Raw genomic sequence first — 19451 nt, 5'->3', positions numbered from 1 at the left:
AATGCACTCTAACAAGTCTGATTTCTAAACATTTGTATCACGTGTGATATTATTGGCTACAGAATCATGGTTTGTGCTGGTCCTTTGATCAAACCAAACAACCTTCACCCTGCCACAGGGTGAAGGTTGGTCGTTGTTATGCAAATGCGGGCTATATAAGTGACCATACATGCCCGGATCGATTTATTTTTTTACCGCGTGAATAAAATGTATCGTTTCAAATGCCCTTAGATGATCGGTTCGATCCTGGAAAAACTGTTCCTGAATCGCCTCCGGAGTCAGATGCTCATAGATAAGCAACCCCGCTTCATCAAGCAAGGCCTCCATCTCCGCGTATGCGTACCCGGATTGCATCGGCTCACCACCCATTGCAGCCAATTTAACCATATTTTCAACCCGATTAAACAGTCCTTTTTCCTCAAAAAGATGCTCATCTGCATAATCCAGAACTATAGAGCTTCCGGTTGGCAGGCTCGCAAACACATGACGAATCACGTTAAACAGATCATTTTTGGGCAAATAATACGAAACACCCAGGAGACTAGCCAACGTCTTCCGTTTCTTCAAACCTTCAAGAGTCAAGCTGTCATTCGAAAGCTCACGCGTAAAATCCATGGGTACAAAGTGAAGATTGTCCGGAATAGTCAGCTCGGCCTGATTCAGCCGCTCCTTCTTGAATTGCTGTGTAGCCGGATAATCTACTTCAATGATATCCAGCGTGTCCTCCAATTCCGGATGCCTCAAAGCAAACGTATCCATCCCGGCGCCAAGAATGACTACTTGCTTTAATCCCAACGCGACTTCATGCAAAAGTACATGCTCACAGTAAACGGCCCGAGCCAGAGTTATTGGAGATAATTGTACCTGGGTAATCCATTTTAGAACCTTTTCCGGGTCGTCCTTGAGCTGGTGCGCCATATCCGGGTTGAAAAAATGAATGCCTCTAACCATGTTATTGCTGATATCTGAAAACTCTTGAGGAGTGATAAGCGCACTGGCTATAAAATCATTGAAAATAAGAGGTGTATCATATTGGCAATGATAGGCTCGGCCAAAAGCCGAAATCAAAGATGTAATACTGGATTCATTTTGCTTCATACCTATTCCTCCCGTACAAACAAAAATAAGATTCCCCCTGGCCAGGAGAACCTTAGTATATACGAAGAGATTTAATATGTAAATTATAGCATAAAAAGATTTTTTTGTCAATATAAATCAACGGGATGATCTGACAGGTTAAAGTAGCTTTCTTTTCTCCTCCACTATAACCTGTCCTCTCCCTTCATCATACGATTCAGCCCACAAAGGCTAGGCGTCCATCCCATACTCCTTCACTTCACGATTACGGTTCAACACCGCATGCAGCACAAAACCAAGTACCGCAATCGCCGCTGTGCCTGTTGCCAGCCACGCTACCGGAATAAGTCCCTGCTTGTCATACATGACCCCCATCGCATAGGGGCCTATAACCCGTCCAACCGCACCGATTCCACCCGATATCCCGATGTAAAAAGGTGCCGCCCTGCCGGCATGCTCCGAGATAAATGCAGGTGTTGCAGGGGAGATCAACATCTCCCCAAACGTGGCAAGTACCATGGCGAGCACCATGCCAGGATAGCTGTACATGGTAATCATGACAATGTAGGCCATGCCATAGAATACCGCACTCGCGGTCATCTGGGCAGTGGAGGTACGGGCCATGGTCCGTTTAACCCAGCTGGTGAAGGGTTGGCCCACAAAGATCAGCACCCCGTTCAGGGTCCAGAGCAGACCGTACATTCTTTTTTCCATACCCTCAGAAATGATATATGGGGACACACCTGTGTTCCAGATGGAATTGCCGAATAACAGGAACAGCACGCCCAAGCTCATAAACAGATATAATCGGGTATTGCCCAGCAGAGCCCAGACGCCCGGCCCATCGGAAACGGTTTTGCGTTTGGTCAGATGCACTTCTGCCTGATCCGGTTCGACTCGCGACAGATAATACCAGAAGAATATCGCAAATCCGGCTGAGGTCACTCCGTTCAGTACAAAGCTGAGGTGATAGGAAAAGTCAGCCAGGAAACCACTCAGCGCCGTACCAATCGCCACCCCGATATTGTTCGCCACATAGATAATATTGAATAATTCACCGCGTCGCTCCGCAAACCTGAAGCCAATAAAGGCCTGAATCGCTGGCAGCGACAATGAACTAAACAGACCAATCCAGCCCATGGCACATATAAATACGACCCAGTACGCACTAATCCACGGCAACGCAAACAAACCTAACGCATTAAGCGCCAGTGAGCCAATGATCAGCTTCTTCACGCCCACCCGGTGATACAACGAACCTCCAAGCAGTTGTCCGAAGATACCACCCAGGGACTGAATGAGGATTACAAAACCCGCGTTAGCCATCGTCCGTCCTAGCTCATCAAACACATACATCGTGGTCAGCGGCCACATCAAGGCACTGCCTGTTGCGTTAACCAGACTTGCTAATAAAAATATTCTCACTTCTTTTGGATAGTTATCCAGCCATCTCATCATCTTAATTCATTCTCCTTAGTACCTCTGCACAAACAAATAACCATAAAAAATAGACCTTTGCCCTGACGGCATAACCATAACCAGCCAGAGCGAAGGTTTTATGAAGTGTCACATGTATTGCTCTTTAGATCCTGCTCAAGTTTTATCCTTTGTTCATCTTACCTCAAAAAAATCATGCTGCAAGCACACTCATTGACGCTTCACTTCGACAGTGGCCGAGAAGAAGGTCGCCCCGTTACCCATGTCAGACAATCGGTTGGACGTGAGTGAATTGGCTCGCTGCTTCTTGCCATCACCATCCCACCATAAACCTTGGCTGATGACGGTTCCCGGCAGCATAGCTTCACTCACCTTGGCGGTAAGTTCGATGCGCCCACGATCATTCCATACCACCACTGCATCTCCATCCTCCACGTTTCTGCGGGCAGCGTCTTCGGGGTGCATTTGCAATAGAGGCATCTTTTCCAAACGTTGATGTTTGGCTGAATTACCAAAGGTGGAGTTCAGGAAATTATGGTTTGGCGGCGATAGGAACATCAATGGATACGTATCGACAGGTCCAGCCGGATTCTCCCCATCATATCCTTCAACCAGAGCGTTATAGGTAGGGAGCGGCGGAAGACCTCGCTGTTCCATCGTCTCCGAATATAATTCAATTTTGCCTGAAGGTGTGGGTAGCTGATCCAGAAACGCAGCATGTGGCGACATATCCAGTTTCACGAATCGGTGTTGCTTCAGTCCCTCCAACGTGACTCCATTCATGTAGGGGTTACCTGTGTCCTGGAGTGCGTCCTCAATCATCTGTTCCGGCGTTTCTCCGAAGATTGCAGGATCGTACCCCATAGCCTGCCCAAGCAGTGAGAACAGTTCCACATTGCTCTTGCTCTCCCCAATCGGTGCAATTACCGGCTCTTGCAGATGAACGTACTGATGCCAATAGGAGGTGTACAGGTCCGTCGCTTCAAATGAAGATGTGGCTGGCAATACGATATCTGCATATTTCGCCGTATCCGTCATGAACAGATCATGCACAACCGTGAACAGATCTTCCCGTGCAAAACCTCGCTCCACCCGCTCAGTATCCGGTGCCACCACCAGTGGATTGCTGCAGTAGACCATCATCGCCCGGATTGGCTGCTCTGCTTCCAGCAACGCTTCACCAATCCGACTCATGTTCACTACTCGCGGCTCCGGATTCTGCCGCAGCTCCGGACGTTCCAGCGCGTCGCTATTCGTGCTCGCGTAGCTGTTCGTGCGAACAGCACCGCCGCCTTGCTTCAGCCATTGCCCTGTAATGGCAGGCAGACAAGCAACGCTACGCACGTTCATTCCCCCATTATCATGGTGCTGGAGGCCATTGCCGATGTGAATATGGGCTGCCTGTGCGTTGCCGTATAGTTCGGCCAGCTCCACAATGGTTTCCTCCGGCACGCCCGTAATGCGTGCAACACGTTCAGGGGTGTAACTGCGGACATGATCACGTAGTGCCTCATGACCCACTGTATATTTTTGCATAAACGCTTCATCCGTTAGTCTCCGTTCGAACAGCACATGCATCAATCCCAGCGCCAGTGCGCTATCCGTGCCCGGATACAAAGGAATAAACCAGTCGCCCCATTGAGCCGTACGATTGCGATGAACGTCGATGACGACGATCTTGGCGCCTTTCTTACGGGCTTTCTCCGCCAAAACGACCTGGTGCATATTCGTACTGACGATATTACCGCCCCATACCAGGATGAGATCCGCATGCTCCGTATCTTCCGGCACCGTACCCCGGTTGGCGCCCATCGTATATTTCCAGCCGGTATTTCCAGCAGAGTTACAGATCGTCTGCTCCAGTACACTCGCACCAAGCGCATTGAAGAAACGTCGGTCCATGCCGTCTACGCCGAGAATGCCCATGTTACCGTAAAAGCTGTAGGGCAGGATGCTCTCCGGGCCGTAAGTTTCGGACAATGCAGTGAATCTGGTCGTAATCTCGTGAATCGCTTCATCCCAACTGATTCGTTCGAACTTGCCTTCACCTTTGGCTCCTACACGTTTCATCGGATATTGTAGACGCTCGGGGTGATACACCCGCTCAGTCATATTTCTAACTTTATTACAGATGGCACCCTTGGTTATCGGATGATCCGGATTGCCTGCCACCTTCACAATTTTGCCGTTCTCTTTATGTAATAACAGACCACAAGTGTCCGGACAGTCGAGCGGGCACACCGCCGCAAATACACCATTCTCCTGATCAATCATCGTAAGGCTCCCCTCTTTAAAAGCTATCCCTATATCATATCTTCTTCGAGGTTAGCGCGTAAAGAGAACAGTATGTTTTTGCTTCATATTCACCGCTATAGCGGCGTCAAAATATTATCAAAAAAATATTTTTGAGTTTGATTCAACTTCAGAATTCAGGGGTAAATTAAAAATAAGGCATTAGGCTAGTGTTTCCCCACTTCCTCCTCATGCCCTATCATGGACCACTCCCGAAATTCGCCATGAACAGGTTTCGTTCCCCCGAACCTTGTCATGGCGAATTTATTTTGCGTTAAACTCCAACAAGGACCCCATACAAAAAAACGATCCCGCCTTGCTCCATCACAGCATATTCGCCATGAACCGAGCAAGACCAGAATCGTCTTCTCTTCTACATGAATGTTCCATTACCCATGTATACATACGTGTATATATGCCCCGCTACGCCTGCTTGCTCCACATCGCTCTGGCCTCCGTCTCCACAGCTTCGTTCGACGTGGCTACCTCCGGTTTCACTTTCGGCTCAGCTTGGCGCAGGTACACCACCCAATAGGCTGCAGCTACAAACAGAGCACCACCAGTCAGATTCCCGAGCCATACCGGAATGAAATTCATCACATATTGGCCCCACGAATAATGTCCTTCGAAGATTGCCGCCGGGATGAGGAACATATTGGCCACAACGTGCTGGAATCCAATCGCGACAAACGCCATCGTTGGAAACCAAATGCCCAGTACCTTGCCACTCATCGTATCCGATGCATAAGATAACCACACCGCCAGCGCGACCAGCCAGTTACAGCCGATGCCTGAGATAAAAGCCTGCAGGAATCCGTCATGCAGCTTGTGTCCAGCCATATCCACCACTTTCGCCAGATATACACCCTCTCCGGTCAGACCAAGCACATGTCCAAACGCGTATGCGACAAACAAAGCTCCAACAAAGTTACCCATCGTTACTAAGGTTAGATTTTTCAACATATTACCTACGGATAACTTTCGAGCAATCGTCGCGAGTGGAACTGCCATCATGTTACCTGTCAGCAACTCGCCACCACCGATGAGCACCATGATTAGTCCCACCGGGAACACTGCTGCACCAATCAGATTAACCAGACTTCCCCACTCTGCAGGAGCAGATGCAATCACCCGAATATCCAGTAGAAAACCCAGCGCAATAAAAGCCCCTGCCAGAAAACTAAGCACCAGTACAGAAGACGCCGGATATTGAGCCTTCTTCATGCCTGTTTGCGCCGTATATTGTGCAACCTCAAGAGGTGTTTTTGCTGCCATATCATTCATCCTCTCCTTCATTGTTCATCATTGGATAAAACCATTTGAAATTCATTAGTTATGCGTTGAATACCATATCCTAATTGTATCTCGGTCATCAACATAACTTTGTGCAAATTATCACAATGTCATTTAAAAATATGCTTTAAGAGTGTCCTGGAATAGTTATGACAGCAAAGTATAGTAAGACCTTTTGAAGCTAAAAAATCACAAAAAAGACTGACGATATACTCGCCAGTCTTCTTTTTCCTTTATAATCGTCCGCCTTGTTTCGTAATCCTGGCAGTTATTGTACACCTCATATTTACGGACAAGCATGACTTATCTTTGTATGGCGTTTATCATGCTCGCTGTTCAACCATCTATTCTGCTTGCTTACACCATTGCTGGTTCTTTTACTTCTACCGGTGGCAGTGCTTGCAGACCAGCCGTGTTCAGGAAGTTCCATGGTTTGTTGTAATGTGGCTGGAAGAAAAAGTCGATGAAGGCCAGCTCATCTACGGTCATGTTGTTTTGGATGCAGACCGAGATCGTATTAATCGATTGGGTCAGATCAACCTGAGACATCACCTGTGCTCCAACGATCCGACGAGTAGCCTGCTCATATACCACTTTAAGCAACAGTTTCTCAGCGGTTGGCATGAACTCCGGACGGTAGCTGTCTTCCAGTAAGACAGCTTCCACAATCAAACCTTCGTCAGCAGCAGACATTTCCGTCATTCCTGTACCTGCGATATTTTGCTCATAAATTTTGATACCGGATGTTCCTTGTGTACCCATGTATGGTGTCGTAGGACGAACCAGGTTGCGGGCTACAAGTGTACCCATCCGTACGGCGTTGGTTGCCAGCGGAATGTAAGATGCTTTGCCTGTTGGGTTGTAATGAATAGCACAGCTGTCACCCGCAGCGAAGATGTCTTTTTGACTGGTTTGCATATATTTATCCACGATGATTGCGCCGTTTGGCAGCATATCCACTTGGCCTTTGAGCAGCTCTGTATTTGGACGGAAACCAATGCACAGAATAACCAGATCGGTTTCAAACTCTCCTTTGGACGTGATCACTTTAGTCACTTTGCCATTTTCACCAGTAAACTTCTGTACCGTTTGACCAAGAGCCAGCTTGATGCCGCGTCCAGTCAACGTATCTTCGATCGCATCCGTGAACTCAGGGTCCAGGTATTTGTTCAAAATCCGGTCCACACTGTCGATCAGGGTAACTTCTTTACCGTTCATCTGGAAAGCTTCCACCAGCTCTACGCCGATATATCCTGCACCTACAACAGTAACACGTTTGGCATCTTTGGCTTTTTCAATAATCGTGTTGGAATGATTGTAGTTTTTGCAAAGTAAAATGTTATCCATCTCGATGCCTTCAAGCTTCGGAACGACAGGCCATGACCCCGTTGTCACGATCAGTTTGTCAAACGTATCTTCAAATTCTTCCCCAGTTTTCAGGTTTTTAGCCTGAAGGGTATGGCCCTTGGCATCTACTGCTGTTACTTCATGAAGCATCTTGGTCTCAACACCAAGCTCTGCCAGTTGATTAGGCGAAGAATAGAACAAACCGTCAGGGTCTTTCACAACCCCACCTACGTAGAGCGCAATGCCACAAGATAGGAAGGAGATATTGTCATTGCGCTCATACACGGTGATGGTAGCATCCGGGTACAATTTGGCGGTATTTACGATGGCTGCGGTCCCTGCGTGTGTACATCCGATAACTGCGATTTTCATTAAAAGTTCCTCCTCGAAATATATAAATGAGTTTGAATATAACGTTATTTCGGTTGTGAAATATTTCACTTCTTATTCGAAACTGTGTATGTGATTTATTTCACTTTATACACTCATTATAATGTGATCTTTTTCACATTGCAATAGGTTGTGCAAAAAAATTTTGTCGAAAGAGGTTACTTCCCTGTATTTAAGCCTTTCTTCCCTTCATTGTATTGAATTCATTGTCCCCGGATATGGGTCGGTTTATGCTATGTAATGGCTTCCTCAATCCCTGTATAAACGCAGTATGGACGTATAAAGTTAGAGTTCTCTCCCACATTCATCTTTTACTTGTACAACATAAATGCATTCCATTTCCGCTACAGTGTTAATTTTTAAATTGGTAAACGCTCACAAATTGCACCTGAAGCCAACCCCTACCTGTGAAGAGAATGTAGCCACTCTATATAAAATAATCAAAGAAGCCTGTCCTTGCACATGCAAGGACAGGCTTCTCAAACGTTCAAGTATTAACCGAGCAATTTCTCGATATCTGCAATCATTGTCTCCGGAGATTCTTTTGGTTCAACACGACCTACCACTTCACCTTCACGGTTAACAAGGAACTTGGTGAAGTTCCATTGGATGTCGCTTGTTTCACCTACGCCAGGTTGTTGCTCCTTCAGGTATTGGAACAGGGGATGAGTGTCCTCACCATTCACATCTACCTTGGCAAACACCGGGAAATTCACACCATAGTTAATCTGGCAAAATGATTCCGCTTCCTCACTTGTACCTGGCTCCTGCCCTCCAAACTGGTTACAAGGGAAACCCAGTACAACCAAGCCTTGATCGCGATAACGATCATAGAGCTTCTGCAATTCACCGTATTGCGGGGTCAGCCCACACTTGCTGGCTGTATTAGCAATGACCAATACCTTACCTTGATACAGATCCAGTGAGACTTCTTGGTTCGCGGTGGTTACCGCCTGATATGAATATACGGACATGACTGATTCCTCCCATGACATATGTTGGTTTGGGCTGTTGCGAGCACGTTGGTATAACCAATGAACCCACAGCCTGTCCTATTATTATAGACCTGATCCGATGCGATTACCAAATCCCGGGTCTGCCATATTCCATTGCTCCCATGAGTTGCAAATTCCCCCTGAATGCAAAAGAGCCGCGTGCGATAGCGCACAGCGGCTTCATTCTATAATGTAAGGACCACATATGGCCCATTTCGTTAACTTCCTGTCGCTTGAACACGTGGTTCTGTCCGTCCTCCAGCATGAACCATCGCATTGTTCATGACCATTTGTTCCGGCGGCTTCGCTTGTTGGCGTTCACCTGCAAGCGCGTAAGGCAAGCAGAGTGGTACACCCGAACGCGGATCAATCACGATATCTGCTTCAATGTTGAATACTTCACGAAGCACATCCGAGTTCATAACTTCCACAGGTGAACCATGAGCAATGGCTTTACCTTTTTTGATACCAATCATGTGATGTGCATAACGGGAAGCATGATTCAAGTCATGTACAACCATAACAATGGTACGGTTAGCTGTGGCATTCAGCTGCTCCAGCAGTTGCAGTACTTCAAGCTGGTGAGCCATATCCAGGAACGTTGTAGGCTCGTCCAGGAAAAGGATATCTGTCTCTTGAGCAAGGGCCATGGCAATCCAGGCACGTTGACGCTGTCCACCGGACAGTTGATCAATCGGACGATCGTGGAATTCTGTCATGCCTGTCACTTCGATAGCCCATTCAATCATGCGTTTGTCTTCCGCACGCATGGAGCCAAATCCTTTTTGATAAGGAAAGCGACCATACGATACCAGTTCAGTAACGGTAAGACCTTCAGGGGCTGTTGGATTCTGTGGCAAAATCGCAAGTTGCTTGGCAACTTCACGTGTGGACTGTTTATGAATGGACTTCCCGTCGAGCAATACATTACCTGCTTTTGGAGCCATAATACGTGCCATCGTTTTCAGGATGGTTGACTTCCCTGAACCATTGGCTCCAACAAGTGCTGTGATTTTTCCTTGGGGAATCTGAATATTCAGATCCTCTACAATTAGTCTTTCCTCATAAGCGATATCCAGCTTGGTCGTCTCCAGACGAAACATGCGATCATCCCTCTCTCATTTATCCCGGTTATGTAATCCGGCTATGACAATAAAAACGAAATTGTAATTCTGTGATTTCCGACGCAAATATCTTCTACACTAAAGATACTGATAATCATTATCATTTGTCAACATAAAAAACCAAATTTTCTTCTCTTTTCGTGCTTTATTTGGTCTTTCTGTAGCAGTAATCCCCCCTCTTTTCTCAAGTAAACATGAGACCTTTTCTCATTCATTCCGCGCACTTTATCACTTCTGACTGTTTTTCAAACTCTTGAATCGCAAACTTTGTGTCTGAATTGTGAATGTGTGAGTTTTTTCATGCGTTTGCTATATCCGCCATATCAAATAAAAAAAGATGACCTTGAAATTCAAGTTCAAGGTCATCTCACATACGATCGTTTAATAAGGTATGAAGTCAGCATTTTCATTATTGGATCAAAAGACACTTAATGAATCTATGCAACATGTTCATATAAAATAACTTACAGCTTCGGCTGTGGCATCAATTGGATTACAGTCATCCCACCCTGAGTGCTCTGCACACTGGCAATATTCTCGGCATCAATATCTGCTGGAAGATCGATCTGCAGTCCATACGGATAGAGACGATCTACCTCTCCAATAGACATCTGTGAAGAAGTCGTCGCATCCGCATCCTGTTCATTGGATACAGATGTGTCAGGCGATGTGGAACCAGTAGCTTGATCGGCATCCGTACCTTGATCCGTGTCTCCACTCGCAGCATTAGACGATTCATTCGTACCTGTTGTATCCGTTGTTGTATCGGTAGCAGGATCTGAAGTGGAATCACCCGATGTTGAAAGATCTACCTGCTGATCGCCATCCTCCGTCTGCTCTACGTTCCCCGCGTTTCCCGCTGACGCCCCATCCGTACTCCCTTCGGAAGTACTTCCTGAACTACTATCGGAAGGAACTTGGTTATCTGGCTCCTCATTCCGATTAAAGCTCTCCCACTTGCCTGTGGTATCCAACTCCTGAGTACTGCCATCTTTCATCGTCAATTGAAGTTTGCCTTGCTCAAACTCAGTGCTTCCCGTATCGTTCCTGAAACGGATCACCAGTTGAGCAGGTGATTGCGTACCCTCCTGTTCACTCGCAGGAATCATATAAGCAATCTGCTCCGCGAGCTGTACCTCAGGTTCAGCCGGAATGGCAGGATCCTGGGTGGATGGAGGGGATGCCGCCGGCGGCTCTACAGAATTTTTCATCCATGCATATGTACCGCCAGCAATACCCAGAACCAGGATCAATAGGAGTAATCCGAACAGATTTTTCCTTTTACCCGTTAGCATCCGCACCAGTGGAGAGGACAATTCCGTCTTCGCACGGTCATAGACCGGCTTCATTGTCTTGCTGGCTCTCACGTAATACGGTTTGAAAGCTGACTTCGACTTGAATGCTTCACGATCATGGGCTTTGAAATACGCCACGATGGCATCCGCATATCCTTTATGCGCATTGGAACCCCGGACAAACATTCGATGATCTCCTGACCATTCGAAGAATGGATACAGCCCTTCAGCACGACTTGCATTGGTGCGGATGAATTCAATCAGGCCAGGATAATCCAACCGATTGCTGCCGCTTCCTCCCCGATAAAAAGCCATCGGCAAAGCTTCATATGCCGCGATCCCCGGATGAGCCTGCAGCTCTCCGGCAAGCCAGCGACGCGTCCAGCGTTGAAGTTCATTGCGTTCTGCCAGGGAAAGTGCCTCCAATGCCTCTTCTTCATTCCCCTCGCCACTAAGCCACGCTCTTGCAGCCAGCATCATGTTCGTTCGAGCGGATACATCAGAGCCCTGACGTGCCGCCCAATCCCGAACCTCATTGCCATGCTGCAAAATATCAATGCTTAATAGCTGTTCACGGTTAACCCGATCCAGATCCAGATCCTGAATCATAAACAGGTTAATGACATAAGCAAGCTTGTCTGCAAGGCGGGTTAACTCCTCCTGATATGCCGAATCTTGACTGGCAGACGGAGATCCCCCTTTGCGATTAGGGCGGGCTGTAGCTTCAGATTGACCAATTCGTGCCGTAATGCCTATATCATAGGTGACATCAGCGGATACCCGATCCAGTATGCTAACACGCTGGAGGGCTCCATTCGCAGACTGTACCGGATTAGGCGCAGAACATAACCGTTCACGCAGCTCATTGGCTGTCCGCTCCTGCAAGAAGCTGTAGTGGATCGCAGATGGATGGGACGTAACCCATCTTCGGATCACTTCCACAACGTTCGCTGCCGATTCCGTGCGTTTCAGCTGATTGTCCAGATAAGGCTCGAACAACAGCTTGGTGAGCGATTCATTGGCCAGCACTTTATCAAAGAAAGCTCGATTCAGCTGCGGATCCCGATCCAGCACAGCATACAATTCCTGTACAGCACGCATACGCTTCTGGGCGCGAGCATTATTCACACCATAGATGAAATAGTCCACAATCCGGGATTGTACCACGGGTGCGGCAACACTGAAATATTCTCCAATGCGAGCTGCGACATCTTCTTCGGGTACGTTCTCACGCTTCACGCTGTCCAGTTCCCTGCTGAGCAAGGTCAGGAACAGCTCGTTCAGACGGGAACGTTGCTGCGATCCACCATCCGGCTTCAGATAGGTCAGCAAGCCACTCAGGACATGACTTTTGCTATCTAGATAGAGGTCTTCCATGCCTTGTTCAAGACCATAGAATACCGCAAGTTCGCCATAGGCTTCAATGGAAAGTTCCCGTCCAGGCTCCATGCCGGACAGCATCTCATCCGCAAACGTATAGAACGCATCCGCAGCACGAGGTTCCTGCAATAAAGCCCAGGCGAATTCCGCGTAAGGTAACTTCGCCACAGATGCATCCGCATGTGTCACTCTGCCAGATACCAGATCAAAGGTGAAATCCTTCTCCGTATTCCGGTCTTTCGGACGTAACGTTCCTCGCTCTACAAACTGGACGTGGATGCCCTTCTTGGCCTGCGGCTCCTTGGCAAACGTCATGAATCCCAGCTGCCGCCGGAATGCGTATGGTAAAGCCGTGTACAGCAAACGCAGCAATCCTTTGGCCCCTGCGGTCACTTCCTCTGCGGGAAGGTCCAGCGCAATGTATACTTTTCTACGTGTTGCTACAGACTGCATTACGGCGTAGAGCAAGCGCTTGAACAGCACTTCGTTCATTTTCAAGGCGCTCAGCACTTGGGTTGGTGATGAATCAGGACCACTTCCCGGTGAGATGGGCAATTCAGCAAGCGCCGGCAGTACTGTACCTTGTTCGATGTCATAGGACGTGGCGAACACGGCATCCAGCCAGCCGCCTTGCTTCATCTGTTCTTCCGAGCGTTCGGGAGACAAGACGTAATTATGAGCAAAAAAGGCACTGCGCAGCCCCGTGAAATCCGCAGACTGGTACACATTTTGCCCAAGGATCGTCTCCCCACTCTCCAGATGAAGCAGGTGAATGGAAGCCGGAAACTTCGTCTCGTCCTTCTCGCTACGGCCTGTGAGCTCCGCTGGAGCGTCATAGACACAGTAGGGGTGAAGCACTTTTTTGATAAAAGAAGGGTCCAGTCCCGGCGATGCCGCAACCGTATCAAACCCCTCTGTTGTGCGAAACACCCCGCGCCGCTCTCGGGTATACAATTGTTGTTCAATGGGCGGGGTTACGGAAGAACGCATCATCCCACTCTCCCCTCAATGTACTTCAGCTTGTACAGCAACCACAGGAAGGGTTCATCCACGCGAATCGGGCTAACCACACCCTGCAATTTCATATCCACCGGATTGCTGCCCAGCGCAGAGACTGCGAAATAGGCTGTATCCTTGAAGTACACATCCATCGTACCCTTGAACGGACGATCAACCTTCTCGATAAAACGCCGGATCTCCCCGTCGATATTTTCAAACTCGGTTAAGTCGAACCAATCGCGATGCACCATGTTGCGGAAGACATTACTGTTCGATTTGATATAATCCCCCTCTTCATCCTTGAGGGAATGCAGCATGTCGCTTTTCGTAAGCACAACGGCTGTTGGAATATTGGTCTTGGCTTTATCCTGATACGCGATAAAATCTCCGAACATCGTCAGTACCACGTCACGTGGCTCATCATATCTTGGTGTCCACTCTCCCGGCTCATTGCCGAGGTTAATGCGGATTTTGTCCCGAATCGAACGAATCTGAAGTGGGTCCACCATGAACAGGATACCTGCCGAGTTCTTGATGTGTTGCCCGTGAAGTCCGAGATAGTCCTGCTCCACCATACCTTCACCCGCAACGTCAAAGAAAACCAGTGTCAGCGGCGCTTTATCTTCGTCCTTGAACACAAACTGAAAGATAAACGGCTCCTGCAACTTTTCCTTCTGTGTGGAATCCAGCAGATCTCCCCGTTCGAACAAGGGTTCTTCATAATCCGCACGGAACCGGCGGCTGATCTCCGCATTCAATGGCATGCAAGCGGCGTCAAAATGATCGGCCGTATAATGCTGCAATGTATGAATTAGTGAAGTCATGTAGACGGATTTTCCCACCTGGGATGCACCAATGATAGAAATGATGTTACTCGGTGCTTTACCTGCCGTAACAGGCAGCTCGTTATGACATTGCGGACACAACCGGCGGCGTGTAACGACACCATACCGATCGTTAAGACCCATCACGATGTTATCGGAATAAATACGATGTTCCTCCGGTACATCATGCGGAGCCAATACGGCCTCCATATCAAATACCGTGTCGAGTCCGAATCTTTCACGATACCGATTCAACTTTGCATCTTCCCCGAGTGCGTAGTCCTCATCATCATCGCGGTGATGGGCGGCGCGGAACACCACCTCTTCCGGTGAAAACTTACTGAAACAATAAGGGCATACAATATCGTAAAACAGCGGACGTTCCTCCGGCTGTTGTCTCTTCAAAAACCGACTAAAAAAGCTCATAGCCACTCCCCTCCCCTGATCAGTCAGACTAAGGTGATTTACACTTGCACTACGATGACAGAGTAACCTTCCAATCGCTAGTCCAACTATCTAGTCTGATATAAGCCGATAGGCGGCTCCATATTTCGGTCCGTCCGTGAAGAATAATCGCACATAATCATCCTTGGCAACTTCAACGGGCGGCATCTCATTTCTTCCGGGAGCAAAATCACTCACAAAAGGATACACCGTACCATCTTCTTTATTCAGCGGAACTCCTCCCTGCTTGCGAACATAACAGAGGGCTTCCTTTGGAACAGGTACTTCCGCTGTGACGGTGATCAACACACTTTTTCGTTTCTGAAAAAAACCGCTCTTGTAGCGAATGGAAAAGCGGATATCCGCCTTCCCTGCGCTTGCAATCACCATGTTGTCCTCGTCTCGTTGACGGATCAGTACAGGTCCCTCTTCCTCCATCTGACACACATACACCGTGTATTTGATGGCACCAAAACCTGTGATCCGATCCGTGTAACCATTGCTCGCCTTATATTCCTCTCTCGTGTACAGCTTCAGCTTGCCCTGTGCAGGCTCTTCCCCGGTACGATCATCGCTCATCATATCCAGCTCCAGCCGTTCCACATACACAGCTTCTACCCGTTCCGGCCAGAGCCAGCGAAGTGTACAACGTCCTTCGTCCACCGCAAGTGTCAGTTTTCGAATCAAGGGTGTCGAAGGGTCTGCATCCGTAAACCGCATTTCCATTGACCTCCCGACGTTAGAATCCTTTGCTGCGTGTATCTCTTGGTCTCTGACCAAACCCTTCGGCAGAAGAAGTTCCGCCGCCAGCTTCACGACGACCTCGGCTCTTCCGCGGCGTATTCTCCTTAATCGGAACAATCCATGAGAAGAGGGTTAATACACCTGACAAGATGAGCATCGCTCCGAGTCGTACAAAGGTATCACCCACGTTCGAACCGTCGAGGCCCCATTCCAGTAGCAACCCTGCCAGTAGACCCGATACCGCACCACCAATACCAAAGCTGAGCGCGAGATGACGATTATCAAACACAAGTCCGAGTGACACACCCAGTGCTACTCCAATTAGCAGTACGGCAACAACACGGAAAATCGCCAGATAAACGCTATGCTCCATCATGCCTGTACGCTCCGTTACCAGCGTCCGTTCATCAATCGTATCGTAGATCTGCTGGAATGCCAGATTCAGACCACCGGAATCCGGTACATCATAGTACATGCCACCCGTTTGCTGGGCAATATTACGCAGCAGATCCGTACCTGATGGGTCCACCAGGCTTAGGCCGACCGTATTGATCGATATCTGTTCACTGGTATACTGGGACAAAATATCTGCCGTATCCGCTTCACTGAAGCCATCAGATAACAAGATGACAACTGTACCGCGTTTCGGGTCGTCTTTGCCCTGAATCTGTTCCATGCCTTCCCGCAAAACGGCATCAAAATTGGTGCCGCCCGAAGTTGTAACAATGCCATCGATTTTGCTATAAACCTCATTCTTGGCCGCTTCACTATCCAGCGCAATAAACGGTTGCAACAACTGCGGCTGGTCATCAAACGTAATGACAGCCACCTGTTTGTCACTCTCCATTTGGCTAATCAGTGTCTTGGCGGCTTCAAAGCGTCCGTTATCCGGATCTGTCTCGCTCATGCTGCCCGAGTTGTCGATCATTAGTACGATGTCTTTCACTTGCTTCACACCGCCCGGATTGATCTGATACAACAATTGCAGGGCGAGTCCAACAACAAACAACAGAGCGAGTGTTGCCGGAACAAGCAGTTTCCACGACAGTCCCAGATACCGGAGCTTCCATGAAGCGCCATTCAGCTTGGGTGAGATCATCTCTGCGATCAAACAGAACAATCCCACACTCAACGCCAGTACGCCAAAGTATAATCCCATCAGCAACAGACGTGGCATCTCCCCAAGCCATTGACGCAGCATGATTTCTCCTGCCGCAAAGCCCACTGCCCCGCCAATCAGGCTGAACAGGACCAGGAGAAGATTGATTTTTCGCTGCATGTCTACATGCATCCTTTCCATACCAGCCCTAAGCAGGCTGAGTTAATACAAAATTGGTGCTGGGTATAGGACACCGCCAGACATCTTAACGGATGGGTGACAACTTCTCCACCAGACCTGCGGGGTGAAGTTCATAGCCATTTTCCGTATACGAGTCGTAATATACCTTACCGTTCCGATACACCATGAGATCCTCCAGATGGAAACCTCCCATCAGATTGAGCTTCTCTACACCACTGCTGCGTTCTTCGTACACCACACCCAGCTTGTAGATGCGTGACGTCTCTTCGGCATGCGCCGCGTAGTCCATGAAAGCACTATGATGGTCACCAAAGAAATACTTCTCTTCATACCGATGTTCCTGTGTATAATCGAATACCCTTACCCGAACGACCGCCTGATCCTCCAGCGTATGGTATAACCTGCGGAACAGATCATCCCGGGTTAATACGTCTTTGTCTCCGTAGGCAATCGTTACATTGGCCCGTTGCAACAGCTCTTCTTCAAATGGCAATCGCAACGGCTCGGCCGTAAGCAGCAACGAGTGACATACCTCCATCAGCCGTTTCAACAGACGGTCATCGCCTTCCGTTGCGAGCCGGTTCATGTCACCCATGTAACGGTCCTCAAACCATACGTCCCGTCCGCGCTTGGCTTCCAGGTCGATGATTAGCTCTTCCGTCACTTTACCGTAGTACTCCATCACGTTCTGGCCGATGTATTCATCCGCAGCGGCGATACTTTGGGCAGCTGTCTCGCGCAGTGTGCGTTCCAGCGCTTCAAGTGCTGCTGTGACGTGGCGACTAAAACGGTGAAGCTCTTCCATCTCCGTATCGTAGATGCGCAGCAGATGTAATTCATTATCCAGTCGCAATAATTCTACCTTGGGTACATATACTCGCTCCAGCATGCAGTCAATCAGATTGCGTACATTCTGTTTATCACGGAACAACGCTCGTTTGAACGACTGATCTTCCACACGCTCTTGCTGACGTTGCTCCAGAAGAGCACGTGCCGATTCAAGCTGCATCGATTTATCCCGAATCAATCCGAGCAGCGCTTCACGTACACTGCCAGGCTCACTGTCACTCCAGGCCGCCCACTGGAAGTAACCAACCTCTGGATGCTCCGCGCGGGAATGTTCAGCCTGACGGCGCAGGGAACCGCTAGAGCTACGCTCGCGCACACGCTCTTCGACAAGACGGACAACGTTATCGCGGAAGTACGCTTCAGCTCCTTGTCCAAACAACGCTCTCTCTGCTTCACGAAGGGAGAGCGGCTTCAGATCAGAGAAACTGACGTTATGCGTCATGATGCCGCTCATGCCACTAACCAGATCTTCATTGGGCAGCAGACCTTCGACTTTGCGTTCTACCGAGGCCGCGTCCAGTCCAAAGAAAGCGAGCTTGTCCTTGATGCTCCAATCCGGCTCCTGCCGCATGCGTGCAAGCAGATACCGATACATGTGATATAACACCGCCAGTGCAATCGGCTTGTTTGGCCGCCTAATCTCGGCAAAACCCGCGCTTGCATAACCATGCTGATCAGAGGTGGTACGAATATTGTTTTTAAAGGATGTATTGTTGTACGTGTTCGCTCCTGTGCTTGAAACGGTACCCGAGTGATTCCCATCCTGTTTCCTGTTCTTCAGCAGGCAGATGCGGCAGATAATCTCGGCATTTTCGATCCAACCACCGGGAACGCCGGTTCCACGCTCATTTTTGTCGGACAACAGATATACAAGATCAAACAACGGTGACGCGGGATGTGTAACGGGAATGGAGATACCATCCTCCGTCACCAGCAGATTGCCGCTGAACGTGTAGTCCAGCGACTGCATATAATCCAGTTCCCGCAGAAAAGCGAGGCCTGCTGCGCTGGCATACCCGAAGGAATCCACCTGTTCCATCTCGCTGACCAATACATGCAGATCCGTCTGCACCGACTTGAAGGCTTGGGACAAAATGGTCTCCGTCAGCTTGGTGAGCTCTGGCAACAATACATTTAACGGATCATCCGCTCTGGTTACCACCGTAACGTAAATCCGATCAAATGACGAGTATAACCGTCCATATTCGGCAATTCGGTTACTGACCCGCCGAAGCGTACGATTCAGGTCAAAGAGCGCCTGATCCGATTCGTGGAAACTACGATGTACGTCCTTACGCCGTGTTTTGGACGGACGCTCCGTCTGCCCAGCGGACAAAGGCAAGCGGTGACGAGTCACCTGACCATCATCGGACGAGCCACCATTCCTCGTTTCAACCGGATGCTCTTTCTGATCTTCTGTACCAACCTGAACGTAGACCACACCGTCTCCATTATCCCATTTCAGCCGATTGATCTCCTGCACGGCAGACACTGCAGGTGCAACCAGATCACCCACAAACAGGAACAGCGCCGGGTAATGGATACTGCTGCGACCATCACCCAGGCTGCCTTGACGCTCCTGCTCTATTGCATACTGCTCGGCATATTTCTCCAGATCACGCTTCAGGGTATTGTTCGAATTGAACTCCATCCCGGCCGCC

General features: G+C 48.9%; 12 protein-coding genes. All 12 read right to left on the bottom strand.

From position 1 onward, the window contains the following. Positions 1-183 precede the first annotated feature (183 nt). On the bottom strand, positions 184-1098 hold the full coding sequence (locus MHI14_RS02380) for a class I SAM-dependent methyltransferase (protein ID WP_341129806.1): 915 nt from the start codon (positions 1096-1098) through the stop codon (positions 184-186). Positions 1099-1308: 210 nt separating this feature from the next. Then, positions 1309-2532, bottom strand: a complete 1224-nt coding sequence (locus tag MHI14_RS02375; RefSeq protein ID WP_339312676.1) for an MFS transporter — start codon at positions 2530-2532, stop codon at positions 1309-1311. Positions 2533-2724: 192 nt separating this feature from the next. Continuing rightward, positions 2725-4788, bottom strand: coding sequence for a molybdopterin-containing oxidoreductase family protein (locus tag MHI14_RS02370; protein ID WP_341129805.1), 2064 nt, complete (start codon positions 4786-4788; stop codon positions 2725-2727). 441 nt (positions 4789-5229) lie between these two features. Beyond that, entirely contained in the window at positions 5230-6081 is an 852-nt protein-coding gene (locus tag MHI14_RS02365; RefSeq protein ID WP_341129804.1) for a formate/nitrite transporter family protein, read from the bottom strand. A 375-nt stretch (positions 6082-6456) separates the two neighbouring features. Continuing rightward, the gene (locus tag MHI14_RS02360; protein WP_341129803.1) at positions 6457-7818 is read right to left on the bottom strand and encodes an FAD-dependent oxidoreductase; all 1362 of its coding nucleotides are present in this window, start codon (positions 7816-7818) and stop codon (positions 6457-6459) included. A gap of 512 nt (positions 7819-8330) precedes the next feature. Further along, the gene (locus MHI14_RS02355) at positions 8331-8810 is read right to left on the bottom strand and encodes a glutathione peroxidase (RefSeq protein WP_047840764.1); all 480 of its coding nucleotides are present in this window, start codon (positions 8808-8810) and stop codon (positions 8331-8333) included. Between the two features lie 239 nt (positions 8811-9049). Further along, positions 9050-9934, bottom strand: a complete 885-nt coding sequence (locus MHI14_RS02350; RefSeq protein WP_341129802.1) for an ABC transporter ATP-binding protein — start codon at positions 9932-9934, stop codon at positions 9050-9052. 485 nt (positions 9935-10419) lie between these two features. Continuing rightward, entirely contained in the window at positions 10420-13623 is a 3204-nt protein-coding gene (locus MHI14_RS02345) for a GAP1-N2 domain-containing protein (RefSeq protein ID WP_341129801.1), read from the bottom strand. Beyond that, a complete protein-coding gene (locus MHI14_RS02340; RefSeq protein WP_024632789.1) occupies positions 13620-14879 on the bottom strand; it encodes a TRAFAC clade GTPase domain-containing protein in 1260 nt (419 codons plus the stop codon). Before MHI14_RS02340 ends, MHI14_RS02345 begins: the two co-directional genes overlap by 4 nt. 90 nt (positions 14880-14969) lie before the next feature. Beyond that, positions 14970-15617, bottom strand: a complete 648-nt coding sequence (locus MHI14_RS02335; RefSeq protein WP_076209731.1) for a beta-mannanase — start codon at positions 15615-15617, stop codon at positions 14970-14972. Between the two features lie 19 nt (positions 15618-15636). After that, entirely contained in the window at positions 15637-16920 is a 1284-nt protein-coding gene (locus MHI14_RS02330) for a vWA domain-containing protein (protein ID WP_133386147.1), read from the bottom strand. 85 nt (positions 16921-17005) lie between these two features. After that, positions 17006-19441, bottom strand: a complete 2436-nt coding sequence (locus tag MHI14_RS02325; RefSeq protein ID WP_341129800.1) for a transcription initiation factor TFIID — start codon at positions 19439-19441, stop codon at positions 17006-17008. Positions 19442-19451: the final 10 nt, after the last annotated feature.

Origin of the sequence: Paenibacillus sp. FSL K6-2393 (assembly GCF_038002545.1) — a bacterium.
Lineage (GTDB): Bacteria > Bacillota > Bacilli > Paenibacillales > Paenibacillaceae > Paenibacillus.
This window is presented reverse-complemented; position numbering and strand designations above follow the sequence as displayed.

Coding starts and splice junctions, on each gene's coding strand:
- MHI14_RS02380 (WP_341129806.1), bottom strand. CDS start 1,098: ATGAAGCAAAATGAATCCAGTATTACATCTTTGATTTCGGCTTTTGGC.
- MHI14_RS02375 (WP_339312676.1), bottom strand. CDS start 2,532: ATGAGATGGCTGGATAACTATCCAAAAGAAGTGAGAATATTTTTATTA.
- MHI14_RS02370 (WP_341129805.1), bottom strand. CDS start 4,788: ATGATTGATCAGGAGAATGGTGTATTTGCGGCGGTGTGCCCGCTCGAC.
- MHI14_RS02365 (WP_341129804.1), bottom strand. CDS start 6,081: ATGGCAGCAAAAACACCTCTTGAGGTTGCACAATATACGGCGCAAACA.
- MHI14_RS02360 (WP_341129803.1), bottom strand. CDS start 7,818: ATGAAAATCGCAGTTATCGGATGTACACACGCAGGGACCGCAGCCATC.
- MHI14_RS02355 (WP_047840764.1), bottom strand. CDS start 8,810: ATGTCCGTATATTCATATCAGGCGGTAACCACCGCGAACCAAGAAGTC.
- MHI14_RS02350 (WP_341129802.1), bottom strand. CDS start 9,934: ATGTTTCGTCTGGAGACGACCAAGCTGGATATCGCTTATGAGGAAAGA.
- MHI14_RS02345 (WP_341129801.1), bottom strand. CDS start 13,623: ATGATGCGTTCTTCCGTAACCCCGCCCATTGAACAACAATTGTATACC.
- MHI14_RS02340 (WP_024632789.1), bottom strand. CDS start 14,879: ATGAGCTTTTTTAGTCGGTTTTTGAAGAGACAACAGCCGGAGGAACGT.
- MHI14_RS02335 (WP_076209731.1), bottom strand. CDS start 15,617: ATGCGGTTTACGGATGCAGACCCTTCGACACCCTTGATTCGAAAACTG.
- MHI14_RS02330 (WP_133386147.1), bottom strand. CDS start 16,920: ATGCAGCGAAAAATCAATCTTCTCCTGGTCCTGTTCAGCCTGATTGGC.
- MHI14_RS02325 (WP_341129800.1), bottom strand. CDS start 19,441: ATGGAGTTCAATTCGAACAATACCCTGAAGCGTGATCTGGAGAAATAT.